We start from the raw sequence: 21,630 nt of genomic DNA, 5'->3' as shown, positions 1-21,630 counted from the left end.
CTTTGCCCGCTTGAAAGATTGGCGGCGTATCGCAACCCGTTACGACAGATGCGGAGACCTGTTCCTCTCCGCCATCTGCATCGCCGCCATCGTCATCTTTTGGCTGCCAAAATGAGTCCTGACCCTAAGTCCGAACAAACAATGATAGACGGCCGTGAACAAAGTATAAAAAATATGGTTGCGCCGAAACTCCGTGTTCGCCAAGCCTTCCGGAAACAGATTCGAAATAAACTGAACAACTTCCCTGAATCTAAGCTCCAGATTTGCGACGTCATGTGGGAAGTCGCTTTCATAAGCAGAGTAATATCGCTTGATTTGCTTCTTCGACTTTATTCCCTCGATCATGGCAATTATGATGTCAGCAACAAGATTAACCTCTTGCATTCGCAAGATTTGCTGGGCAGTGAGGATTCTCTGCTTAGTCCAGTACTCGTTATATTCGAATCCGATCTTGTCAGCCAGAACCTTGAAGGGTCCGAAATGTCCAGCGTTTATTTTCTCTTGCTCGTTCAGAATGACCGCATAAGAGTTGAGACGTGCGAAGATGTCTAATATCTCAGAGTCTGATATATTAATTAGTAGGTCAACAGCAATTTCGAAGGTGAGGAACCCTGATTGCGCATCTTCGGGGAGTTGGCTGAAGCGCATGCCGCCATATTCTGGATGCTGATTTCGCCCCAGCGGAAAGCCATCTCTGACATAAGATAAGATGGTGCGAAGACGCTGCTGTCCATCAACGACTTCTCGGATCGAAGATTTCGTTGTCACATTTAGCTTCTGGCGAATGAAAACTTTTGGGATCGGATTTCCGCGGAGAATCGTATCGATGAGATAGCTTTTTGCTTTGTCGCTCCATACCGCACGGCGCTGGAACGCGGGGTTCAAGACGAGCTGTTTCTGGCTATCCCATTCAATAAAGTCGTTGATACTATAGGTGCGAGAATCGAAACTCTTCATATGAATTTCCCAAAATTCGGGGCATATGCTAAGCAGCCCCGCTTATCCCTCGTCTACGACGAGTTTCTTCAGTTAAATTTGGTAGCCGGGTTCATCGTCTGGCGCAAGGTCTCGGCAAACTTTTGGCAATGTATGCTTGCACAGCAATACATGGGGCCGAAGAGAGGTTTGGCTGGAGGTGGCGCAGCGCATGACCAGTTGTGCCGCCACAAGTCCGCTCCGAGCACGAATTAACCGAGGGGGATCACGCTAACGAAAGAAAGGCAGAATGCTGCAGCCTGCACGAACGGCGGGTTCGGAGAAGCTGCGACGCGGCGTCTGATCTCGCGATCAAGGTCCGCTCAGGGCCGACTTGGCCCGCTCTCTGCTGCTGACGCTGAAACAGGGCTCTGCGCCGCCACATGCGCGGTTTGTCCCGGTCATTCAGCTTGCTTTCCTCAGCTGGGCCAGCGCGCGGGCGCGGGCAATCGGATCATTGAGGCGCCTCGCCTCGACCTCGGCCTTTGCCGCGGCCATCTCTGCGTCGAGGCGCTCGAAAACCGGAAGCGCGGCAGGATCCAGCGCCACGATCCGCGCCGCTATCAGGTGCGCGCGTTCGAGGCGGGCAATTTGCTGGGCGGTCATGGTTCATCCTTTCTGTCGCTCGGGATGGCAGCCCGCGCGGGGCTGCGCACCGGAGCGTCAGACGCCGATCAACTCACGACCTGCTTGCGTCAGCGTCGCGTTCAGCCAGCCGGGCTTGCTGCGGCCGCTCGTTTCGATCAGGCCTGAATCCTTCAGCGGCTTCGAAGCGCGGATGCTGACCGCTCGGTTCCTGTGGATATCGCGAAGGGCTTCGATGTGCTTATCGGTCTGGTTCGTCATGTCTGTTCCTTGCTTGGGTGATCGAGCGTGTCGCTCGGGATGCTGGCCCGCGCGGGGCCAGTCACCGGAGCGTCAAAACGGGATCACGCCTCCGGCGTGCCCATCAGGACCGGCAATTCGGTCGCGGCCTCGGCAGCCTCGATTGCCTCGCGCGTCGCGTCACGCAGCGCCACGTCAGCGTTGTAGAGCGAGACGATAAATTTCACGCTGTCGCCCGCTTTGCGATAGCGGAACCGAACCGCCAGCCGATAGAGAGCGCCTTCGTCAAACACCGGGATCGCGATCATGAACAGATTCGGGATGCGCAGCGGTGCGCCATCCAGTTCCTTATGCTCGGTAAGGAATTGTACCTGGGCCTCGCCAGTGTCGCGGTTCGTCGTGACGTTCAGGTGCCCGGTCTCGTGAATCTGGAAGCTGCGCGACAGCTGCACCAGCGCAGAATACTGGCCAAAGCGGCCCTGCACCTTTGCGGCGATGTCCGCCATGCGCTGTTCCCACGGTTCCGGTTCGCCCTTCCCCCGGCCCAGGAGGAACGGCGTCGGGTCCAGAAGGTCCTTGGCATTGGCCTCGATGAACTCGCCGAATTCGTCTTTGGTGAGCGGCTTGTCATGGATCGATTGCCACAGGCGCCATTCGCGCGAGAGCGGGAAATTGTACTCGGCGCGGTGCTTGCAGGCGTTGGCCAGTACATCGCGCGTACCGGCATCCAGAGTCGGGGCGCCCTGACCATGATAATCGATTACTGCCGTCAGCTTCGGAGCAGGGTTGATCTGCGAAAAGATCACGGACTGCTCGCCCTTGAACCGATTGATCCAGCCGATGAAGCTTGACAGATCGGCCAGGTGAGCGGTGCCCGTTCGGCGCAGAGGCTTGAGCCGAGTCAGGGCCGCCAAGTGAGCGTTCGTCACGTCCTGGACGTTCAGGCCATTCGGTACGGCGACCATCGTCGGGACCGTAAGCTCATCGCCGACATCCGGTGCGGCGATGGTCTGAATATCGCCAAGTTCTTTCATCGTCTCGATGATCGTCTCGGCGATGTTCTTCTGTTCGGTGGATTCCATGCTGATCCCTTTCATTCAGCGGTGCGAAGTTCGCGGCGGCCGTCGCCGGCGTCGCGGATTTCCATGCGGCTTTGAGCCGGGTTGTGGGTGGTGACGCCGCCTGTCCCGTTCATCCATCCGACAGCTTTATGCTTCGGCGGCTTGGGCCCGGTGATCTTGTCCTCGATCACCATTTCAAGCTGGCCGAACCGATCGAGCGACATGCTGATGGTGATACTGACCTTGGCCTTGGCCGTGGTCTGGTAATCCTGCGAGTGCTGGCGCATCTCGATATTGTTTGCTTCCATTCGGTCGAGCAGATCCGGCAGGTAATCGCCGCCATCGGCGAGCCCGAGGATCTGGTCGATGGAGCGAAGAACAGGGGGAGTGGACACGAGGATTCCTTTCGTGGATGGAGCCCGGCCGGGGGCACGATAACCGGCCGGGCTGGCGTTAGTCCGGAAGTGGCCCGGAGGCCCGCAGCTGATCAGCCAAGCCGCTTTTCCCTTCGCGCTCGGCTTTCTTGATCGCGGCGGCGCGATGGTGCGGGTTCATGTCGGCCATGCTGATCTTCGAGCCGTCGCTACGCTGATAGGTGCCGGAGCCTTTGGCCGCGTCGGGCTGGGTGGCCCGCGAGTATGGCCAAGAGAGCCCCTTGTTGTTGCACGTATTCATTGCTGCCCCGCCTCGAAATCCTCGTAGGACTTCAGCATCTCGGCATGGCGCTCGGGCTCATGCTTCTTGATCTGAGCGAGCTGGGTGTCGTGCAGGTCCAGAACCTCTTGCAGAGACATGCCATCGTTCAGTTCGTCAGAGATCTGCGCGTCGAGCATGTCGATGAACTTGTCGAACTCTGGCGGGCGATCCGTCTCCGTCTGGCGATCGACGTCCAGCGAACCTTGTTCAGCCGCCTTCGGCCCGCCGTCATTGTAGGCGGTGTCATCGGTGCGCGGTTTCTGATTGCGACGCTGCGCCGGCGCCCTCTCGCGCTTCTGATCCTTCGGCACGGTCTGCTGCGCAGAGCGCTGATCCTCGACCTGGGCGACCTCGCCGGTTTCCGGGTCGTGGTCGATCATCTGCCCGGACAGATCGCTGTCGTATTCCGGCTGGGCATCGAGGCCGGCGGTCGGGTTCATGGCGAAGCCCATGTAATCCGCGCGCGCGCCATCGGCTTCCAGGCCGTCTCGGAACTCGGTGGACAAAGGCAGAAACTTCGCCAGGGCGCGAATGGCGGTTTTCTGCGCCATCTCGTCCTCATGAGTTGCCCAAGGGCTGTTGATCGGCTTGTTGTATTGTTCGGCGGTGCGAACAGCGGCCTGCCAGCCTTGCGAGCCGTCCCTGATCTTCATCACCTTCGCCCAGGGCAAGACGACATAGGCGTGGCCACCGTCACGGAACTTGGCGATGGCATAGGCGTGCAGCTTATGACCTTCCTGTGCGCCGGCGCGGTGACGCAGCCGGGATTCCGTGCCTTCCTCGTATTCCCACAGGCCGCCAGTGGCTTCGTCGTCGCTGTAGTGGATGCCGGCGGCAATCGACGTGATGTGGCCCGACCGGCGCGCCAGGTCGATATAGCCCTTGTAGCCGATGATCAGCTGGACGTTTGTTTCCACCACCTCCCACCGGCCCGAATTCTTGTTCCTCTCCTTCCGGTCAAACGGAATGAGATAGGCGTGGCCTAGCACCGTGTTCGGCTCGAGACCCAGGCTGGCGCATTGCATCATCGCGCCCAGCAGCGAGAGCGGGTTGCACGCTCCCAGCTTCGGCGTGGTGCGCAGGCCCCGAGGATCCTGCTCGCGCATCACCTGAAGACGCTAAAGCTGCCCACCTTCCTGCGGGAGCACGAGAAGCTGGCCCGCCAATGCGCCGCCGAAGGGCTGGATCACGTCCAGTTTCTGGCGCGCCTGGTCGAGCTCGAATTGATCGACCGCGAACGAAGGATGGTCGATCGGCGCATCAAGGCCGCGAAGTTCCCGGCGACCAAGAGCCTGGACAGTTTCGACTTCAAGGCGATCCCAAAGCTCAACAAGATGCAGGTGCTGGAGCTTGCCCGCTGCGAATGGATCGACCGGCGCGAGAACGTCATCGCCCTCGGACCGAGCGGCACCGGCAAAACCCACATTGCCCTCGGCCTGGGTTTGGCGGCCTGCCAGAAGGGAATGTCGGTCAGCTTCACCGCCGCCGCTGCGCTGGTCAATGAGCTGTTGGAGGCCCGTGACGAACGCCGCCTGCTCCGCGTCCAGAAACAGATGGCCGCCGTCAAGCTGCTCATCATCGACGAACCGGGCTTCGTGCCGCTGTCCAGGACCGGCGCCGAACTGCTGTTCGAGATGATCTCCCAGCGTTACGAGCGTGGCGCCTCGCTGATCACCAGCAACCTGCAGTTCGACGAATGGACCGAAACCTTCGGAACCGAGCGCCTCACTGGCGCTCTCCTCGATCGGCTGACGCATCACGTCAACATCCTCGAGATGAACGGCGAGAGCTACCGCCTGGCGCAAAGCCGCGTGCGCAAATCCACCGACACCGCCTGATCCGGCCCGCGCAGACTTGGCCCTGAAGGGCCAAGGCGGCCAGTCAGCCGCCCGCTATGTGGGGAGCGCGGCTGACTGGCCGCCGCCTTTCGGCACCTGTCGCGCACAAACCCGAAGTGGCCGGGTTTTGCACCGCCACATGGCCGGATTTTGCTCCGCCGTTGACACTTGCCTCGCCCCCCTGTCCCACGTTCGCCACGTGGCGGACCTGCAAGAGCGCGCCCCAAGGGGCGGGTCTTGCAGATCACGCCAATGATGAAGGGAAAAGGGATGCCCGAGATGCAGAGCAACAGAACCCGACGCCCAAAACCCAATTGGGTCAGAAATCTGGCGGAAAGCCAGAAATCTCTGACAGACGACAATATGTGTCAGATGCCAGAGATTCTTGACTCACGGCGCGAGCTATCACTGCGCCTGTCGGCCTTTTTCGTCAGGCACTTCCACCCCATACGTCAAGCAAAGCTGACCCACTGCCCCCCGATGCCGGGCGTCTGCTATGCGGGACAAAGTGGCCGTTTGTTGGGTCGTTAGCAGGACCAGTTGGCGATGCACCAATCCCACACGGCGTCTACCGTTTTTCGTGATGATGTGGCCCGCTTCCGAGCCAAATAGTAGTCGGCCCGCGCCTCGAAACCTGCCGGAAGGACTTGGAGCAGGCGGCCTGCATCAAGATCAGACTGCACGAAGGCGCGGCAGGCGAGGGCCACACCCTGTCCGGCCATAGCTGCGTCCAGAGCATGGGTGGTCTGGTTGAACACGGCGCCGGGCAGCTTCCCGGTCGTGCCAAAGAACTTCGGCCAATGGTCGTGTGCGTCGTGCAGAAGCGGCAGGTCTCCCAATTGCTCCGTCGACAACGGCAATACTGCTTTCCCAACCAGATGCGGACCGGCGACGGCCACGAGTTCCTGCCGGAACAAGAGATATGCTTCGACAGACCCCGGAAAGGGTGGCCGCGTCAGACGCACTGCAATATCGACCTGATCCCGGTCGAAGTCGGATACGGCTTCTGTCGCAATGGTTCGAAGCTCGACCTCCGGCAGCGCGGAATTGAGGGCAGGCAACTGCGGGATCAGCAGCTTCGTGGCAAAAGTCGGCGTCACGCTGATCGTGACAGCATCGGGCCGAGCCAGAAGCTGCGTGGTCGCGTCGCCGAGTGTGTCGAACGCGCGGGTCACATCCGCAAGATAAGCCGCTCCCTGGGGGGACAATGCGACCCCTCTCGGCAAGCGCTGAAACAAGGCGGTGCCGACGTGATCCTCTAGGAGTCGGACTTGCTGGGCAACAGCCCCCTGCGTGACGCCCAGTTCTTCGGATGCGGCGCGGAAGTTCAGCCGCCGCCCGGCGACTTCAAAAGCGCGCAGCGCATTCAACGGGGGGAGTGATCGGCGGGAAACGGGCATGTTGATTCTGTAGTTTTTCTACATCATGGCAGGTTTCGTTCTGGCGCGAAAGCTTCGGGTTTATGAGCTATTGTGTATTTAATAACTCAAAGGAGGCGAAAATGGCTGAAGCAAAAGTGGCACTCATCACCGCAGGCGGCTCCGGCATGGGCGCTGCCACGGCGCGTAAACTCTCCGCCGATGGATACGAGGTCGCGATCCTTTCGTCGTCGGGCAAGGGTGAAGCCCTTGCAAAGGAGTTGGGCGGTGTCGGTGTAACCGCGTCCAACCTTGAGAACGACGATGTTCAACGTCTGGTCGATCTCGCCATGGAAAAGTGGGGCCGGGTTGACGCCTTGGTGAACTCGGCCGGTCACGGTCCACGCGCCCCTATCTTGGAAATTACCGATACGGATTGGCACAAGGGGATGGAGGTCTATTTCCTGAGTGCCGAGCGCCCGATCCGTCTCGTGACGCCCATCATGGAGGCACAGGGCGGCGGCGCGATCGTCGATATCTCGACCGCCTGGGCCAGCCAATCAACCGCCATGTTCCCGACCTCGACGGCGTTCCGGGCAAGCCTTGGGGCCTTTAGCAAGATCGACTCGGACGAATATGCCTCAAAGGGCATTCGCATCAACAATGTCATGCCCGGCTGGATCGACAGTCTGCCTGAAGTCGATGAGCGTCGCGACAGCGTGCCGATGGAGAGATACGGCAAGTCTGAAGAAATCGCCGCGACCATCGCGTTCCTGCTGTCCGAGGGTGCGGGCTACATCACCGGCCAAAGCATCCGGGTCGATGGTGGTGTGATCCGCTCAGTCTGATTTTCTTCCCATCGTTGCCTGTGTCGCCGTCTTACCCTCGTGGGGCGGGACGCTTGCCACCTATTACCTGAAAGACTGACACCATGTTCCGCGCCTACGCTGCGCTTGTTGCGCTCGGCCTCATCTGGGGGTCCAATTTCATCTACATGAAATGGGCAACAGGCCTCATTTCTCCGATGCAGACTGTGTTTCTCCGGGTTCTTTTCGGCTTTCTGCCGCTGGCCGTGATCGCGTGGAAGGCCGGGGTAATCACCCGCGATCAACTGCGTCACCTGCCGCACTTTCTGGCCATGTCGGTGCTTGCCACCAGCTTCTACTATTACGGCTTCGTCGCAGGGACCGCTCTTTTGCCGAGCAGTGTGGCGGGCCTTCTCAGTGGAGCCATTCCGATCTTCACTTTTCTCAGCGCGGCAATTTTCCTGCGCGAGGAACGCCCCACTCGGCAGATGGCTGTCGGCGTCACGCTCGGGTTTCTGGGAATCGTGCTGAGCGCCCAGCCCTGGAACGGGGCAGATGGGGTCAATCCCCTTGGCGTTTTCTGGATGCTGGCGGGAACGTTGAGCGTCGGCGCGTCCTTTGTCTACGCCCGCCGCTTTCTGTCACCGCTCAAACTTCCGCCTTTGGCTCTTGCGACATGGCAAACCGGGCTTGCAGTGCTGACGCTTGCGCTTCTGACCGATTTTGGCGGGATCACTGCCATTGCGACAAACACCAATGCCATGTGGGGGGCGATCATCGGCCTGGGTGCTTTGGGAACCGGCGGCGCTTTCCTAATCTACTACTTCATCATCGACAGGCTCGGGCCGGTTCGCGCCGCAGGGGCTACCTATATTGCGCCGGTGGTCGCGGTCATTATTGGCGCGGCCATCGGAGAAGATGTGACTGGTATCGAAATCCTCGCGCTGGCGCTGATCCTCGGGGGCGTGGTGCTTATCCAGACCGGAAAGCGTAATCCTCTTCCGACATTCCGAGCGAACGTCAACTGAGGGCTCAAAACGTCGATGGCATAACCCCGGCTGGAACGCCATTTGGGTCAGAAATCTGACGGAAAGCCAGAAATATCTGACAGACGACATATGGATAAATGGCGGACCCGGAGCGATTCGAACGCCCGACCCCCAGATTCGTAGTCTGGTGCTCTATCCAGCTGAGCTACGGGTCCGTCGTAGGGCGCTGATGTAGCGATGCGGGCAGGGGGGTGCAAGGGGAAAAAATGCACAAAGTGGAAAACTTGCCCACCCGACAAGCACGCGGTCAGGGTTCGGCAGGCTCGACGCGGTGCTCGATGCCGGCCAGTTCGCGGGGCAGGTGCAGCATGAACTGGGTGCCGTCCTCATCGCTGCGCAAAAGCTCCAGCCGGCCTCCGTGGTTGCGCACCAGATCGGCGGCGATAGCGAGGCCCAGACCGGTGCCGCCCTTGCGCGAGCCGCCTGAAAAGGGCTGGAACAGGAATTCGCGCGCCTTCCTGGGCAGGCCCGGACCCGTATCGCCGACCCTGATCCACCATTCGGTTTCGTCCTCGCCCGCGCCGACCTCGATCGTGCCGGGCCGGCGGGTGGCCTCGATGGCCTGGCGCGCGTTGCGCACCAGGTTCGAGAGCACCCGAAACAGCTGGTCGCGGTCGGCGCGGATGGTCAGGCCCGGCGGGATATCGGCCAGAAACTCGACCGGCTCGCAGCCTTCCGGGCGGTCCGAGGCCATCGCTTCGCCCTCGGTCACCTCGGTCACCAGCGCCGCGAGGTTGAAGCGCGACAGCGAGGGCGCGGGATCCTCGGCCTTGCCGAAGGCCAGCGTCGTCTCGCACAGGTTCACCGCGCGGCTGATCGAATTGACCAGCTTGGGCGCGGCGCGCCGCACGGCCGGATCAGCGCTGGTCTCCAGCCGGTCGGCGAAGATCTGGGCGGTGGTCAGGATATTGCGCAGATCGTGGCTGATCCGCGCCACCGCCTGGCCCAGCTGTGCCAGCCGCGCCTTTTGCTTGAGCGCCGAGGTCACCGTGCGCTGCATGGCGGCCAGCGCGGTCTCGGCCTCGTTCAGTTCCGCCAGCCGGGCGTTCGGGGTGATGATCGAGCGCGCATCCTCGGGGGCGCTGGCATAGGCGGTCATGTGGTTGATCACGCGCCGGATCGGCACCAGCAGCAGCCGCTGCGCCGCGATGTTCAGCAGCAGCGCCGTCAGCACCGAGAAGGCGGCCGAAATCAGCAGCAGGCGCAGCCCGTAATCGATCATCTCGTTGCGCAGGCGTCGGGTGTCGGTGGTGATCTCGATCAGTTGCCCGGCCTGATTGACCGGCGCGCCGATCACCCGGATCACGTTGTTTTCCGGGCGCGCGAGCTGCAGCAGCGCATCGCGGATCGAGGTCCAGAACGGCTGATCCCGCAGGTCGAAGGTTGCCGCGATCGGCCCCGGAATCGGCGAGGACAGCACCAGCTGGCGCACATCGTTGCGGCGCAGCACGACGTTGAACACGCCGGCATTTTCCAGCAGTTCCGATTCCAGCTCCGCGGCCAGCATCTCATCGGTCGCCAGCAGCGCAAGGCTGGCGATCTGCGCGCGTTCAAGCCGCGATTCCAGGAAATCCAGCCGGTAATTCGCGATCAAGGGCAGCAGGATCAGCAATTCGGCAAGCAGCACGAAGATGCCTGTCAGCAGCGCGAATCGGCCTGAAAGGGTATTCAGGAACATGGTTTGCGTTGAAATTCCCTTTGTCTCGGCTCTGCCGCTTCACATAATGATGCCCGTCATGCAGTTCAAACCTGCGTGACTGCGAAACGGTTCCCGCAGCGCCTGCCAAAGGCGGAAAACGCCGCAATACGGTTGACTCGCGGCGCGGCTGCGACTATCGAGCGGATCTCGAACAGACCGGCGCGCCTTGCGTGGGCCGATGGCCCATACCCTGACGCGCCCAGACCCGGAGTTTAAAGATGTCGAAACGCACTTTCCAGCCGTCGAACCTGGTTCGCGCCCGCCGCCACGGCTTTCGCGCGCGCATGGCGACCAAGGGCGGCCGCCGCGTGCTGAACGCCCGCCGCGCCAAGGGCCGCAAATCCCTGAGCGCATAAGCTTCGGCGCCTTCGGGCGCGGGCTGCCCGCGATGGACAGGACAGGACAAGCCGCCGCCGCTGACCGGAACGCCGCCAAGGCGCCGCCGGACAGGGCGGCTTCCGGCTTTTCCGCCCCTGGCTGGCAGACCCTGCGCAAGCGCGCGGATTTCCTGCGCGCCGCCTCGGCGCGCCGCCACGGCATGCCGGGTTTTCTGCTGCAGGCCCGGCGGCGCGGCGGCGATGAGGCTGATCCGACGATTCGCGTGGGCTATACCTGCTCGAAGAAGCTGGGCAATGCCGTGACGCGCAACCGCGCCAAGCGGCGGCTGCGCGCCCTGGCGCGCGAGGTCATGCCGGGGGCCGCGCGGCCGGGCTGGGATTACGTTCTGGTCGGCCGCCCCGGTGCGACGGTCGAGCGCGCCTTTGCCGATCTGCGCGCCGATCTGGTCACGGCTCTGGCCCGCATCCATGCGTCCGGGACGCGCCGGGCATGAGCCCGCTGGCCCATATCCTGGCCCTGCCGGTGCGCGGCTATCGGCTGATCGCCAGCCCCTGGGTCGGGCATGGCTGCCGCTTTCAGCCGACCTGCTCGGCCTATGCGCTCGAGGCGCTGGAACGGTATGGCGCGCTCCGCGGTGGCTGGCTGACGGCGCGCCGCATCTGCCGCTGCCACCCCTGGGGCGGGCAGGGATATGACCCGGTGCCGGGCGGCGACGGGGATTGACCGCGGGGCCGGGCTGCCGGTCGCGACCGCGCAATGAGGATGGATTGATGCGAGACGATATTCCCGGCGACGCCCTCGACACCCCGGACGATCAATCCGGCGAGATCCACCCGCTGTTTCGCGGCGCGCCGTCCTCAACCGAGTTTCGCAAGCTGCGCAAGCGGCTGGTGCGCGAAACCCGCGCCGCGATCGAGACCTATGACATGATCCGCCCCGGCGATCGCTGGCTGGTCTGCCTCTCGGGCGGCAAGGACAGCTATACCCTGCTGGCGGTGCTGCATGAACTGAAATGGCGCGGCCTGCTGCCGGTCGATCTGCTGGCCTGCAATCTGGATCAGGGTCAGCCGGGCTTTCCCGCGACCGTCCTGCCCGAATTCCTGACCGAGCGTCAGGTCGCCCATCGCATCGAGTATCAGGACACCTATTCCATCGTGAAGGAAAAGATCCCCGAGGGGCGCACCTATTGCAGCCTGTGCTCGCGCCTGCGCCGCGGCAACCTTTATCGCATCGCCCGCGAAGAGGGGTGTCAGGCCGTGGTGCTGGGTCATCACCGCGACGATATTCTCGAGACATTCTTCATGAACCTGTTCCATGGCGGCCGGCTGGCCTCGATGCCGCCCAAGCTGTTGAACGAAGAAGGCGATCTGAACGTGTTGCGCCCGCTGGCCTTCGTGGCCGAGGCCGATTGCGACCGCTTCGCCCGCGCCATGGGTTACCCGGTGATCCCCTGCGATCTGTGCGGCAGCCAGGAGGGATTGCAGCGCATGCAGGTCAAGAAGCTGCTGGACGAATGGGAGGCCCGCAGCCCCGGCCGTCGGCAGGTCATGTTCCGTGCATTGACCAATGTGCGGCCCTCGCATCTGCCGGACGCGAAACTGTTCGATTTCGCGGCGCTGGAGCCCGGTCTTCCGGGAGTTGGGGAGAATTTTAACGAAAAGAACATTCCCGATCTGCGGGAACATTAACCGAACAAAAAGCCTGCCCGTCTAGGATCCGGATCGTGGAACATGATTCGGATCGACAGATGGCTTATGGCATCGGTGCTTTGGCGAGAGGTCTGGCAAGGCTGCTCAGATACAGGACGGACAAGCGGGCTTGCGCCCGGCTGGCACTGGTGCTGCGGCTGGACAATCCGGGGATGTTGCGCGGCAGCATCGGGCAGGCGCAGTTGGACCGGCTGCTGGACCGGCTGACGCTGCGGCTGGTTTCGGAATTGCGGCTGCTGCCCCGGGCGCGAAGCCCGGGCAGCGCCGAAATCTGCGGCGTCTTTGCCGATCCGCAGAGCCGGACGATTCCCGGGCTGCTTGCCGAAATGCCGCGTATCGTCCAGACGAGGCTTGATCTGCCGGGGCTACAAATTACCCCGGCCGCGCAGGCTGTGATCGTGGGCGACGTGACCGGCCGGCATGACATTGGCGCGCTCTATGCCGCCGGGCGCGCCGAGTTGCGAAGCCGGGAAGGGCAGGCCGGTACGGATCGTTTCCGCCATGTCGCGATGCCGCCAAGTGCGGGTCAAGACGCGGCGGGGGCCGGCGCGGTGCCAAGGGACCCGGCCGGTGATCTCCGGGTCATGTTCAGGCCTCAGATCTGCTGCGATACCGGGCGCGTGGCCGCGCTGCGCGCCTCGCTCCGGGTCATGGACCCCTCGGGCGGTCAGGTGGATCTGGCCGAGGTTGCCGCGCATCTGGATCGCGAGACCCTGGCGGTTCTGCTGCAGCAGGGGTTGCGGCGGATCCTGTCGGCCCTGCGCGGCTGGGACCGGCTGGGCGTGCGGGTGCCGTTCATCTCGCTGGCCCTGCCCGAAGCGGTTCTGGCGGACCCGCTGACCGCCGACACGATCATCTGGGAACTGGACCGGCAGGAACTCGCCGCCGCGCGTCTGGAACTCGAGGTGACCGAGCCCACCGGCCTAAGCACCGCCTGCGCCTCCGTCGGTGACAATCTGAAACGCCTCGCAGCGACGGGATGCCGGCTTGCCCTGGGTGAGTTCGGAACCGGCAGTTCCGGGCTGGCGGATCTGCGCAGCTTCGCCATTCAGCGGGTGCGGATCGCGGGCGATCTGATCGCCGGATGCGACCGCTGCGGCGATCCGCAGCGCATGATTCTGGCCGTTCTTGCCTTGGCCGAGCATCTGAATCTGGCCACCCTGGGCGACGATGTCCGGACGCCGGAGGAATATGCCTTTCTGTCACAGATGGGTTTCGATGCGGTCCAGGGCGACGCGGTCGCGCCCTGGCTCGATCCCGAGGAGGTCGACGCTTTCCTCATGTGCGATGGCGATGCGCCCTCGATGCCCTTCGACCTGTTGCGAGAGGCCTGATTATCGGCGCTGAGCGGGTGGAAAGCGCGGCGCCCGCCCGCGCCGCGCCGGGGCGCCGAACTGGTGGCGTCGCGGTCAGGGCCCGGCCGGAATTGCTGGCGCGGTGCCTGTGATCTCGGTGTTTTCCGGCAAATTCCCTTGACCTTTGCCGGTCGCTTCTGTTGAAGCGGCCCGAACCCACTGGCCGGGAAAAGACATAGGGGCAGCTCCGGAATGGACGATAACAACCGCAACCTCATCCTGGCGATGGTGCTTTCCGCCCTCGTCATGCTTGTCTGGTCGATTTTCTTCGCGCCCGAGCCGCCGCCCCCGGCCGATGAGGCCGCCTCGACCCAGCAGGCGGCGCAGAACGGCGAGACGGGCGCCCAGATGCCGCCGGGCGCCGCCGGACAGGCCACCGGCGCGCCGGAACTCGGGCAGGCGGGTGCCGTCAATGCCGATCCCTCGGCGGCGGCGGCGCGGGTGCAGATCGAATCGCCTTCGCTCTCCGGCTCGATTTCGCTTGCGGGCGGCCGCATCGACGATCTGGAACTGACCGGCTATCACGAGACCCTGGACCAGAGTTCACCCTATGTGCGCCTGCTGTCGCCCACCGCTCAGGTCAATCTCACGCGTGATGGCGGCCCGCTCGCTCCCGGGGGCGATGCGCAGGTGACGGTCCAGAAACCCTATTACGCGGTTTACGGCTGGATGCCCGCGGCCGGCACCGACCCGGCATTGCTGCCCGGACCGGCCACCATCTGGCAGGTCGAGTCCGGCACCACCCTGGCCCCCGGTCAGCCCGTGACCCTGCGTTGGGACAATGGCGCGGGCCAGATATTCCGCCGCAGCTATGAGCTGGACGACAAGTTCCTGTTCACCGTCACCCAGTCGGTCGAGAATACCGGCGCCGCGCCGTTTTCGGCCGCGCCCTACGGCATTCTGGCCCGCCACGGCCAGCCCGATACGCAGAATTTCTTTGTCCTGCACGAGGGCGTCGTCGGCATGACCGATGGCGAACTGCTGGAACAGAATTACGATGATCTGCCCGATCTGGACGTGCTTCCGGGCGAAGGCCCGGCCCGCAAGATCGAGGTGCAGGAAAACGGCTGGATCGGATTCACCGACAAATACTGGATGACCAGCCTTGCGCCTGCGCCGGGGCAATCCTTCACCGCAGTGGCGAAATATGTGCCCGGTGCGGAAATCTATCAGACCGAGACCCGGATGCCGGTCCAGACCGTGGCGCCCGGCGCGACGGCCACGACCTCAAGCTATCTGTTCGCCGGCGCCAAGGTCTGGGAAACCATCAACGGCTATCAGCAGGATCCCGGGATCGACCGTTTCGTCGATTCCATCGACTGGGGCTGGTTCTATTTCCTGACCAAGCCGATCTTCCGCCTGCTGCACTGGCTGAACGGCATGATCGGCAATATGGGCTGGGCGATCATCGCGCTGACCTTCGTGCTGAAACTGCTGGTCTTTCCGCTGGCGCGCAAATCCTATGTCTCGATGGCCCGGATGAAGGAAATGCAGCCGCAGATGGAGGCCATCAAGGAGCGCACCGGCGACGACCGGGTAAAGTACCAAAAAGAGGTGATGGAACTTTACAAGCGCGAAAAGGTGAACCCGGCGGCGGGCTGCTTGCCGGTGCTCCTGCAGATCCCGATCTTCTTTTCGCTCTACAAGGTGATCTTCGTCACCATCGAATTGCGGCACGCGCCCTGGCTGGGCTGGATCCGCGATCTTTCGGCGCCGGACCCCTCCAGCCTGTGGAACCTGTTCGGCGTGCTGCCCTGGGCCACGCCGGGGCAGGGGACCTTTCTGCACAGTTTCTCGTTGCCGATCCTGGCAATCCTGCTGGGCATCTCGATGTGGATGCAGCAAAAGCTGAACCCGGCGCCCGCCGATCCGGCTCAAAAGATGATCTTTGCCTGGATGCCGTGGATATTCATGCTGATGCTGGGCGGTTTCGCCTCGGGGCTGGTGCTTTACTGGATCACCAACAACGTGATCACGATCATCCAGCAATACACGATCATGTCGATGCACGGGCACCGGCCGGATTTCTTCGGAAACATCAAGTCCAGCCTGCCAACGCGGCCCGGGCGCAGCGGCAAGGGTGGCGACAAGGGCGGTAAATGACCGCCCGCATCGCCCGTATCCGCCGCCACCCGATCAAGGCGATCGGGGGCGAGGATCTCTCGACCACCCGCCTGGAGGCCGCGCGCCGCCTGGCGGGGGATCGTATCTGGGCCCTGCTGACCGAGGCGGGCGAGCGTCATGCCGGCGTGGAGCCGTCACGCTGGCTGCCCAAATCCTGCTTTCTGCGCGGCGCGGCTTCCTCCGGTCTGCAAGCCGTCAGGGGCGGCTGGGGCGCGGGCGCGCCGTCCGGCCCGATCGCGCTGCGCCATCCCGAATTGCCGGATCTGACCTTTGATCCGGCGACCGAGGGCGCGCGGCTGGTCGAATGGCTGCGCCCGCTATGGCCGGCGGACAAGCCCGCGCCGACCCGACTGGTCAGGGGGCCGACCGGCTGGACCGATGAGGCGCAGCCGTGGGTATCGATCCTGTCCCTGTCCAGCCTGCGCGATCTGGAAACGCGTCTGGGCCGGCCGCTGGGTGTCGCGCGGTGGCGCGCCAACCTGTGGCTGGATGGCTGGAAGCCGCATGCCGAGCGTGATCTGATCGGCCAGGTGCTGACCATCGGCGGGGCCGAGTTGCGTGTGACACAGGCGATCGGCCGTTGCGCCGCCACCAGCGCCGACACGGAAACCGGGCTGATCGATGGCGATATGCCGACCAGGCTTGCCGCCGAATATGGCGATCAGAATTTCGGCATCTACGCCGAGGTGGTGCAGGGTGGCACCATCGCCCTGGGCGACGAGGTCCGCATATGAAGGTCGCCTTTCCCATCGCGCCGGATCCGGCCCCCGAGGTTGCCGAGGCCGCGCGCCAGCTTTTCGCCGGTCCCGTGGATTTCCTGAAAGGCGTCGTCGCGATGGACGGGCTGCCGCCCGCCGATCGCCCCGAGGTCTGTTTCGCCGGGCGCAGCAATGTCGGCAAGTCCAGCCTGATCAATGCGGTGACCGGGCGCAAGTCGCTGGCGCGCGCCTCGAACACGCCGGGCCGCACGCAGGAAATCAACTATTTCACGCTGGGCGAGCAGGGCTATCTGGTCGATCTGCCGGGCTATGGTTTCGCCAGGGCGCCGGTCGCGGTTGTGGCCAAGTGGCAGGCGCTTCTGAAAAGCTATCTCTCGGGCCGGCCGACCCTGCGCCGGGCCTTTGCGCTGATCGATTCGCGCCACGGGATCAAGGATGTCGATCACGAGATCATGCGCCTGCTGGATCGGGCGGCCGTGCCGTTCCAGGTCGTGCTGACCAAGGCCGACAAGATCGGACCTCAAGCCCTCGCGGCGACCGTCGCGCAGGTGCAGGAGGCGCTGCAAAAGCACCCCGCCGCTTATCCCGAGCTTGTGATCACAAGCTCGGACAAGGGGCAGGGCATCGCCACGCTGCGCGCCATCATTGCCGGTCTGGACTGATCCCCTCTGCCGGCCTAGGCTCGGCTCGACGAACTGGGGTCACCGATGAGAAAGCAGAACATGAACCGTGACTGGATCGCCACCGCCCGCACGCTGTCGGAGGCGCTGCCCTATATGCAGCGCTATTCGGGCGCGGTGGTGGTGGTGAAATTCGGCGGCAATGCCATGGGCGACGATGAGGCCATGGCGGAATTCGCGCGCGATATCGTGCTGATGAAGCAGGTGGGCATCCATCCGGTCGTGGTCCATGGCGGCGGCCCGATGATCAACGATCTGCTGAACAGGCTGGGCATCGAAAGCCATTTCGTGCGCGGCAAGCGCGTCACCACCCGCGAAACCGTCGAGGTGGTCGAGATGGTGCTGTCGGGCCTGGTCAACAAGCGAATCGTGCAGGCGATCAACGATGCCGGCGGCCGCGCCGTGGGCATCAGCGGCAAGGATGACGACCTGATGGTCTGCGAGGTGGACGACCCGGAACTGGGTTTTGTCGGCCGTCCGGTCGAGATGAACGTGCAGATCATCCGCGATCTCTATAATGCCGGGATGATCCCGGTCATCGCCCCCGTTGCCACCGGCATGGAGGACAACGAGACCTTCAACGTCAATGGCGACACGGCTGCCGGGGCGATCGCCGGGGCGCTCCAGGCCGACCGGCTGCTGCTGCTGACCGATGTCGCGGGCGTCAAGGATGCCTCGGGCGAGGTGGTGACCGCGATGACGCCGCAACAGGTGCGGGACATGATCGTCGACGGCACCATTGCCGGCGGCATGATCCCCAAGGCCGAAACCGCGCTGAAGGCGCTGGAGGAGGGGGTGCGCGCCGTGGTGATCCTCGACGGGCGCGTCGCCAATGCCACGCTGCTGGAACTGTTCACCGAACATGGCGCGGGCAGCCTGATCCGCTCGACCGAGCCGCGCGTCAAGCCGCGCGGCCTGCGGCAGGGCGGCGACGGGCTCTGAGCAAGGCAAACAGGGCTTGCCCGCGCGGCGAAAGCTGTGGCAGGCTCGGTCGGCGGCGGAATCTCAACTGGTCGAAAAGGCTATCCGATGACCCCTCAGGGCTATTGCCGGCTTATCCTGACACGGCATGCGAAATCCTCGTGGGAGGATCCGATGCAGGCGGACCATGACCGGCCGCTGAACGATCGGGGCCGCCGCTCGGCGCGCGAGCTGGGCGACTGGCTGGCCAGCCGCGGCTACGAGCCTGAAGAGGTGCTGTGCTCGACCGCCGCGCGGACGCGCGAAACCTGGGATCGTGTGGCGCTGGCACCGCTCGAGGTGCGGCCGCATATCCGTTTCGAGCCGGGGCTTTACCATGCCGCGCCCGAAAAGATGCTGCAATTTCTGCGCACCGCCTCGGCGCCGACGGTGATGGTGATCGGCCATAATCCGGGCATCGCCGAATTTGCCGCGCGGCTGCCGGCGCGGCCGCCGGCAGATCCCGATTTCCGGCGTTATCCGACCGCCGCGACCCTGGTGGTCGATTTCCAGGTCGATGGCTGGGCCGATATCGAGCCGGGACAGGGCAGCGTGCTGGATTTCGTGCGCATGGATGGCCGCCGCGGCTAGGGGTTCGGCCCCACCTGCATGCGGGTGACGACGCGCGCGGCGAACAGCCGCTCGACATCCTCGCCCCGGCAGAGTTCCGTCGCGGGCGTCTGCACCGTGGCCGAGGCCGCCGCCCCCGCCAGCCCAAGCGCATCCGCGACCGGCCAGCCGCGCGCATAGCCCAGCGTGAACCCGGCAAGGAAACTGTCGCCGGCGCCCACCTTGCTGCGGACCGGCACGCGCGCCGCCTCGGCATGCCAGATGCCCTCGTCGGTGGCGATGATATTGCCGTCCCGGCCGCGCGCCACGATCACCCCCCGCGCCGCGCCCGAGGCGACCAGGCTGGCCGCGAAGGCGGCCGTGTCGGCGCGATAGGGCAGCGGCCGGCCGGCCAGCGCCTCGGCCTCGGCATCGTCCATGCGCAGGATGTCGGTGCGGCGATCCGTGGCCCGGGCCACCGTCGCCAGCGCCTCGCCCGAGGTATCGACGATCAGCCGCGCGCCGCTGCCCTGCAGCCGCTCGGCCAGCATCGCGGCAAAGCGCGCCGGAACGCCGGGCGGGTTCGATCCCGAGAGCACGACCATGCAGTTATGCTCTGCCGCGTCGGTGGCGGCGTTCAGCGCGCGGGCCACGTCATCCTCGCACCATTCCGGGCCGGGCATGACAAAGCGGTATTGCTGGCGCGTCGTCTCGTCATCGGCGGTCAGCGACTGGCGTGTCTCGCCGGGCGCGGGCAGCCTGATGACCGAGATGCCGATTCGCGCCAGCATGTCGGCCATGCGCTGCCCGGCCGCACCGCCAAGCGCGACCAGCGCCCGGCTGGTCCCGCCCATGGCGCGGATCGCGCGGCTGACATTGGTGCCGCCGCCGCCGGGGTCGAAGCTGGGCTCGCTGCAGCGCAGTTTCTCATCCGGCACGACCCGCGCCACCGAGGTCGAGATATCCAGCGCCGGGTTCAGCGTGATCGTCAGGATCGGTGCCTGTTCCATCATTCCCACCATGTGTCTATTGTCGCGATATCTTCGTCCGACCAGCCGAAATGATGGGCGAATTCATGCACCACCACATGCGCGACCAGCGCGCCCAGCCCGACATCGCCGCGGCTGGCCCATTCGTCCAGGATCGCGCGGCGGAACAGCCAGACGGTATCGGGGAAATGCTGCGGCTGGCTGGGCGATTTCTCGGTCATGGGGATGCCGTCGTAAAGCCCGGTCAGCTCCAGCGGGTCGTCGATCTGCAATTCGTCCAGGAATTCCTCGGATGCGAAATCCTCGACGCGCAGCACCACTTGGGCGGCAGGGCCGGCGAATTCGGGCGGCAGGCCGGCGATGGCCTCGCGCGCCAGTTCCTCGATATCGGCGGCGGCCGGCGCCTCGGCGTCTTTCCAGTCAAGCATTCGCTTACCTCGTCTTTGGTCCCGATATGGACAAAAACCGGCGTTTGTGAAAGAGCGAAGCCGACAGGAGAGCTCCATGACCACCACCCGTTTCGCCCCTTCGCCCACCGGCCATATCCATGTCGGCAACCTGCGTACCGCGCTGATGAACTACCTGATCGCCCGCAAGTCGGGCGGCACCTTCATCCTGCGCCTTGACGATACCGATCGCGAACGCAGCAAACAGGAATATGCCGACGGAATCCAGCGCGATCTGGAATGGCTGGGCCTGCAATGGGACCGGATCGAGCGGCAGTCGGACCGGCTTGAGCGTTATGCCGAGGCGGCCGGGGCGCTGCGTGCCGCGGGCCGCCTGTACGAGGTGTTCGAGACCCCGACCGAGCTGGACCTGAAGCGCAAGAAGCAGCTGAACATGGGCAAGCCGCCGGTCTATGACCGCGCCGGGCTGTCCCTGTCGGATGCCGACAAGGACCGGCTGCGGGCCGAGGGGCGCGACGGCTACTGGCGCTTCCTGCTGGATCAGGAACGGATCGAATGGGCCGACGGCATCCTGGGCGATATTTCCATCGACGCGGCCAGCGTGTCCGATCCGGTGCTGATCCGCGCCGATGGGCAGGTGCTATACACATTCGCCAGTTCCGTCGATGACGCGGATATGGGCGTCACCCATATCGTGCGCGGCTCGGACCATGTGACCAACACCGCGACCCAGATCCAGATCATCCGCGCGCTTGGCGGCACGCCGCCGGAATTCGCCCATCACAGCCTGCTGACCGGCGCACAGGGCGAGGAACTGTCCAAGCGCCTGGGCGTGCTGGCGATCAGGGACCTGCGCGAGAACGGCGTCGCGCCCGAGGCGCTTCTGTCGCTGATGGCGCGGCTGGGCTCTTCGCAGCCTGTCGAGCTGCGCATGTCCATGGACGATCTGGCCGAGGGGTTCGATATCGGCCAGTTCGGCGCCTCGCCCACCAAGTTCGATGCCGAGGATCTCTGGCCGCTCACGCGCGAGGCGAACCAGTCCCGCCCCTTCGAGGCGGTGCGCGACCGCATTGCCGCGCTTGGCGTGCCCGGCGATCTGGCCGAGCGGTTCTGGCGCGTCGCCTCGCAGAACATCACGCGGCTGGAGGATCTGGCCGGCTGGTGGCAGATCTTTTCGCAAGGGGCCGAGCCGCAGATCGACCCCGAGGATGCCGAGTTCATCGCCCGGGCGATGGCGCTGCTGCCGCCGCCGCCCTATACGGATGCCAGCTGGGGCGAATTCACCGCGGCGGTGAAAGAGGCCACGGGGCGCAAGGGCAAGGGGTTGTTCATGCCGTTGCGCAAGGCGCTGACCGGGCAGGCGCACGGGCCGGACATGTCCGATCTGATGCCGCTCTTGCAGGTGGTGCAGGCGCGTGGCCAGGGCGATGCGGGTTAAGTCCGAAAAAGGCCGGCTGCGGGCGCATCAGGCGTAACCGAAACGCGATAAGGG

At 64.2% G+C, this 21,630-nt stretch carries 24 protein-coding genes, 1 tRNA gene and 2 pseudogenes; 15 read left to right on the top strand and 12 right to left on the bottom strand.

Going from position 1 to position 21,630, the window contains the following annotated elements; all coding sequences use genetic code 11:
* Nucleotides 1-115, top strand: a pseudogene (locus IT41_RS20770) (IS5/IS1182 family transposase); the annotation flags it as partial.
* Between the two features lie 377 nt (nucleotides 116-492).
* Here the strand turns inward: IT41_RS20770 and IT41_RS21965 are convergent.
* The 7 genes and pseudogenes from IT41_RS21965 to IT41_RS13205 all read right to left on the bottom strand — a co-directional run.
* Nucleotides 493-957: pseudogene (locus tag IT41_RS21965) on the bottom strand (DUF262 domain-containing protein); the annotation flags it as partial.
* 423 nt (nucleotides 958-1,380) lie between these two features.
* Nucleotides 1,381-1,581: a hypothetical protein gene (locus tag IT41_RS13230; RefSeq protein ID WP_036742169.1), complete on the bottom strand. Its 201-nt coding sequence runs from the start codon at nucleotides 1,579-1,581 to the stop codon at nucleotides 1,381-1,383.
* 57 nt (nucleotides 1,582-1,638) lie between these two features.
* Entirely contained in the window at nucleotides 1,639-1,821 is a 183-nt protein-coding gene (locus tag IT41_RS13225; RefSeq protein WP_036742167.1) for a hypothetical protein, read from the bottom strand.
* Between the two features lie 83 nt (nucleotides 1,822-1,904).
* The gene (locus IT41_RS13220; protein WP_036742208.1) at nucleotides 1,905-2,882 is read right to left on the bottom strand and encodes a DUF2303 family protein; all 978 of its coding nucleotides are present in this window, start codon (nucleotides 2,880-2,882) and stop codon (nucleotides 1,905-1,907) included.
* An 11-nt stretch (nucleotides 2,883-2,893) separates the two neighbouring features.
* Nucleotides 2,894-3,256 carry a hypothetical protein gene (locus tag IT41_RS13215; RefSeq protein ID WP_036742164.1) on the bottom strand — a complete coding sequence of 121 codons (363 nt, stop codon included), beginning with the start codon at nucleotides 3,254-3,256 and terminating at the stop codon, nucleotides 2,894-2,896.
* A 58-nt stretch (nucleotides 3,257-3,314) separates the two neighbouring features.
* Nucleotides 3,315-3,536 (bottom strand): hypothetical protein, encoded by a 222-nt coding sequence (locus tag IT41_RS13210; protein WP_036742161.1) that lies wholly within the window; start codon nucleotides 3,534-3,536, stop codon nucleotides 3,315-3,317.
* Entirely contained in the window at nucleotides 3,533-4,582 is a 1,050-nt protein-coding gene (locus IT41_RS13205) for a recombinase RecT (protein ID WP_231564747.1), read from the bottom strand. Before IT41_RS13205 ends, IT41_RS13210 begins: the two co-directional genes overlap by 4 nt.
* Before the next feature lie 66 nt (nucleotides 4,583-4,648).
* Between IT41_RS13205 and istB the strand changes: the two genes are divergently transcribed.
* Nucleotides 4,649-5,395, top strand: coding sequence for an IS21-like element helper ATPase IstB (gene istB, locus IT41_RS13200; RefSeq protein WP_036742203.1), 747 nt, complete (start codon nucleotides 4,649-4,651; stop codon nucleotides 5,393-5,395).
* A gap of 527 nt (nucleotides 5,396-5,922) precedes the next feature.
* Here istB and IT41_RS13195 read toward each other — a convergent pair.
* Nucleotides 5,923-6,795 (bottom strand): LysR substrate-binding domain-containing protein, encoded by an 873-nt coding sequence (locus IT41_RS13195; RefSeq protein WP_036742158.1) that lies wholly within the window; start codon nucleotides 6,793-6,795, stop codon nucleotides 5,923-5,925.
* A gap of 101 nt (nucleotides 6,796-6,896) precedes the next feature.
* Between IT41_RS13195 and IT41_RS13190 the strand changes: the two genes are divergently transcribed.
* On the top strand, nucleotides 6,897-7,601 hold the full coding sequence (locus IT41_RS13190) for an SDR family oxidoreductase (protein WP_036742156.1): 705 nt from the start codon (nucleotides 6,897-6,899) through the stop codon (nucleotides 7,599-7,601).
* A gap of 83 nt (nucleotides 7,602-7,684) precedes the next feature.
* A complete protein-coding gene (locus IT41_RS13185; RefSeq protein WP_036742153.1) occupies nucleotides 7,685-8,587 on the top strand; it encodes a DMT family transporter in 903 nt (300 codons plus the stop codon).
* Between the two features lie 99 nt (nucleotides 8,588-8,686).
* Here the strand turns inward: IT41_RS13185 and IT41_RS13180 are convergent.
* Nucleotides 8,687-8,763: transfer RNA gene (locus tag IT41_RS13180), tRNA-Arg, on the bottom strand.
* 92 nt (nucleotides 8,764-8,855) lie between these two features.
* The gene (locus tag IT41_RS13175; protein WP_036742151.1) at nucleotides 8,856-10,286 is read right to left on the bottom strand and encodes a sensor histidine kinase; all 1,431 of its coding nucleotides are present in this window, start codon (nucleotides 10,284-10,286) and stop codon (nucleotides 8,856-8,858) included.
* A gap of 239 nt (nucleotides 10,287-10,525) precedes the next feature.
* Between IT41_RS13175 and rpmH the strand changes: the two genes are divergently transcribed.
* The 10 genes from rpmH to IT41_RS13125 all read left to right on the top strand — a co-directional run bounded on the left by rpmH (nucleotide 10,526) and on the right by IT41_RS13125 (nucleotide 18,784).
* A complete protein-coding gene (rpmH, locus tag IT41_RS13170; protein ID WP_036742148.1) occupies nucleotides 10,526-10,663 on the top strand; it encodes a 50S ribosomal protein L34 in 138 nt (45 codons plus the stop codon).
* A 32-nt stretch (nucleotides 10,664-10,695) separates the two neighbouring features.
* Complete coding sequence (gene rnpA, locus IT41_RS13165) at nucleotides 10,696-11,139, top strand: ribonuclease P protein component (protein ID WP_036742145.1); 444 nt, start codon at nucleotides 10,696-10,698, stop codon at nucleotides 11,137-11,139.
* Nucleotides 11,136-11,369, top strand: coding sequence for a membrane protein insertion efficiency factor YidD (gene yidD, locus IT41_RS13160; protein WP_036742142.1), 234 nt, complete (start codon nucleotides 11,136-11,138; stop codon nucleotides 11,367-11,369). Before rnpA ends, yidD begins: the two co-directional genes overlap by 4 nt.
* A 47-nt stretch (nucleotides 11,370-11,416) precedes the next feature.
* Nucleotides 11,417-12,334: a tRNA 2-thiocytidine(32) synthetase TtcA gene (gene ttcA / locus IT41_RS13155; protein WP_052081524.1), complete on the top strand. Its 918-nt coding sequence runs from the start codon at nucleotides 11,417-11,419 to the stop codon at nucleotides 12,332-12,334.
* A gap of 59 nt (nucleotides 12,335-12,393) precedes the next feature.
* Nucleotides 12,394-13,689, top strand: coding sequence for an EAL domain-containing protein (locus IT41_RS13150; protein WP_036742139.1), 1,296 nt, complete (start codon nucleotides 12,394-12,396; stop codon nucleotides 13,687-13,689).
* 213 nt (nucleotides 13,690-13,902) lie between these two features.
* On the top strand, nucleotides 13,903-15,813 hold the full coding sequence (yidC, locus tag IT41_RS13145; protein WP_036742137.1) for a membrane protein insertase YidC: 1,911 nt from the start codon (nucleotides 13,903-13,905) through the stop codon (nucleotides 15,811-15,813).
* A complete protein-coding gene (locus IT41_RS13140; protein ID WP_036742134.1) occupies nucleotides 15,810-16,568 on the top strand; it encodes an MOSC domain-containing protein in 759 nt (252 codons plus the stop codon). The genes yidC and IT41_RS13140 overlap by 4 nt, the downstream gene beginning before the upstream one ends.
* Entirely contained in the window at nucleotides 16,565-17,215 is a 651-nt protein-coding gene (gene yihA / locus IT41_RS13135; RefSeq protein ID WP_036742132.1) for a ribosome biogenesis GTP-binding protein YihA/YsxC, read from the top strand. The genes IT41_RS13140 and yihA overlap by 4 nt, the downstream gene beginning before the upstream one ends.
* 60 nt (nucleotides 17,216-17,275) lie before the next feature.
* Entirely contained in the window at nucleotides 17,276-18,175 is a 900-nt protein-coding gene (argB, locus tag IT41_RS13130; protein ID WP_036742129.1) for an acetylglutamate kinase, read from the top strand.
* Between the two features lie 87 nt (nucleotides 18,176-18,262).
* Nucleotides 18,263-18,784 (top strand): SixA phosphatase family protein, encoded by a 522-nt coding sequence (locus IT41_RS13125; protein WP_036742126.1) that lies wholly within the window; start codon nucleotides 18,263-18,265, stop codon nucleotides 18,782-18,784.
* Here IT41_RS13125 and IT41_RS13120 read toward each other — a convergent pair.
* A complete protein-coding gene (locus tag IT41_RS13120; RefSeq protein ID WP_036742122.1) occupies nucleotides 18,781-19,752 on the bottom strand; it encodes a 1-phosphofructokinase family hexose kinase in 972 nt (323 codons plus the stop codon). The two genes, IT41_RS13125 and IT41_RS13120, sit on opposite strands and share 4 nt — an antisense overlap.
* Complete coding sequence (locus IT41_RS13115) at nucleotides 19,752-20,159, bottom strand: metallopeptidase family protein (RefSeq protein WP_036742119.1); 408 nt, start codon at nucleotides 20,157-20,159, stop codon at nucleotides 19,752-19,754. Before IT41_RS13115 ends, IT41_RS13120 begins: the two co-directional genes overlap by 1 nt.
* 76 nt (nucleotides 20,160-20,235) lie before the next feature.
* On the opposite strand from IT41_RS13115, the gene gltX reads away from it, so the two are divergent.
* Nucleotides 20,236-21,576 carry a glutamate--tRNA ligase gene (gltX, locus tag IT41_RS13110; RefSeq protein ID WP_036742116.1) on the top strand — a complete coding sequence of 447 codons (1,341 nt, stop codon included), beginning with the start codon at nucleotides 20,236-20,238 and terminating at the stop codon, nucleotides 21,574-21,576.
* Nucleotides 21,577-21,630 lie beyond the last annotated feature (54 nt).

This window comes from Paracoccus halophilus (genome assembly GCF_000763905.1).
GTDB lineage: Bacteria > Pseudomonadota > Alphaproteobacteria > Rhodobacterales > Rhodobacteraceae > Paracoccus > Paracoccus halophilus.
The sequence above is the reverse complement of the archived record's forward strand: the minus strand, read 5'-3'. Positions and strand labels throughout refer to the sequence as shown.

Bases quoted from the DNA above. Each gene is read 5' to 3' on its own strand.
- rpmH (WP_036742148.1), top strand. From the start codon at position 10,526: ATGTCGAAACGCACTTTCCAGCCGTCGAACCTGGTTCGCGCCCGCCGC.
- argB (WP_036742129.1), top strand. From the start codon at position 17,276: ATGAACCGTGACTGGATCGCCACCGCCCGCACGCTGTCGGAGGCGCTG.
- gltX (WP_036742116.1), top strand. From the start codon at position 20,236: ATGACCACCACCCGTTTCGCCCCTTCGCCCACCGGCCATATCCATGTC.
- IT41_RS13190 (WP_036742156.1), top strand. From the start codon at position 6,897: ATGGCTGAAGCAAAAGTGGCACTCATCACCGCAGGCGGCTCCGGCATG.
- IT41_RS13120 (WP_036742122.1), bottom strand. From the start codon at position 19,752: ATGGAACAGGCACCGATCCTGACGATCACGCTGAACCCGGCGCTGGAT.
- IT41_RS13175 (WP_036742151.1), bottom strand. From the start codon at position 10,286: ATGTTCCTGAATACCCTTTCAGGCCGATTCGCGCTGCTGACAGGCATC.
- IT41_RS13230 (WP_036742169.1), bottom strand. From the start codon at position 1,581: ATGACCGCCCAGCAAATTGCCCGCCTCGAACGCGCGCACCTGATAGCG.
- IT41_RS13140 (WP_036742134.1), top strand. From the start codon at position 15,810: ATGACCGCCCGCATCGCCCGTATCCGCCGCCACCCGATCAAGGCGATC.
- IT41_RS13185 (WP_036742153.1), top strand. From the start codon at position 7,685: ATGTTCCGCGCCTACGCTGCGCTTGTTGCGCTCGGCCTCATCTGGGGG.
- rnpA (WP_036742145.1), top strand. From the start codon at position 10,696: ATGGACAGGACAGGACAAGCCGCCGCCGCTGACCGGAACGCCGCCAAG.
- IT41_RS13205 (WP_231564747.1), bottom strand. From the start codon at position 4,582: ATGCAATGCGCCAGCCTGGGTCTCGAGCCGAACACGGTGCTAGGCCAC.
- IT41_RS13210 (WP_036742161.1), bottom strand. From the start codon at position 3,536: ATGAATACGTGCAACAACAAGGGGCTCTCTTGGCCATACTCGCGGGCC.
- IT41_RS13115 (WP_036742119.1), bottom strand. From the start codon at position 20,159: ATGCTTGACTGGAAAGACGCCGAGGCGCCGGCCGCCGCCGATATCGAG.
- IT41_RS13225 (WP_036742167.1), bottom strand. From the start codon at position 1,821: ATGACGAACCAGACCGATAAGCACATCGAAGCCCTTCGCGATATCCAC.
- IT41_RS13125 (WP_036742126.1), top strand. From the start codon at position 18,263: ATGACCCCTCAGGGCTATTGCCGGCTTATCCTGACACGGCATGCGAAA.
- IT41_RS13220 (WP_036742208.1), bottom strand. From the start codon at position 2,882: ATGGAATCCACCGAACAGAAGAACATCGCCGAGACGATCATCGAGACG.
- yihA (WP_036742132.1), top strand. From the start codon at position 16,565: ATGAAGGTCGCCTTTCCCATCGCGCCGGATCCGGCCCCCGAGGTTGCC.
- ttcA (WP_052081524.1), top strand. From the start codon at position 11,417: ATGCGAGACGATATTCCCGGCGACGCCCTCGACACCCCGGACGATCAA.
- yidD (WP_036742142.1), top strand. From the start codon at position 11,136: ATGAGCCCGCTGGCCCATATCCTGGCCCTGCCGGTGCGCGGCTATCGG.
- IT41_RS13150 (WP_036742139.1), top strand. From the start codon at position 12,394: ATGGCTTATGGCATCGGTGCTTTGGCGAGAGGTCTGGCAAGGCTGCTC.
- IT41_RS13195 (WP_036742158.1), bottom strand. From the start codon at position 6,795: ATGCCCGTTTCCCGCCGATCACTCCCCCCGTTGAATGCGCTGCGCGCT.
- yidC (WP_036742137.1), top strand. From the start codon at position 13,903: ATGGACGATAACAACCGCAACCTCATCCTGGCGATGGTGCTTTCCGCC.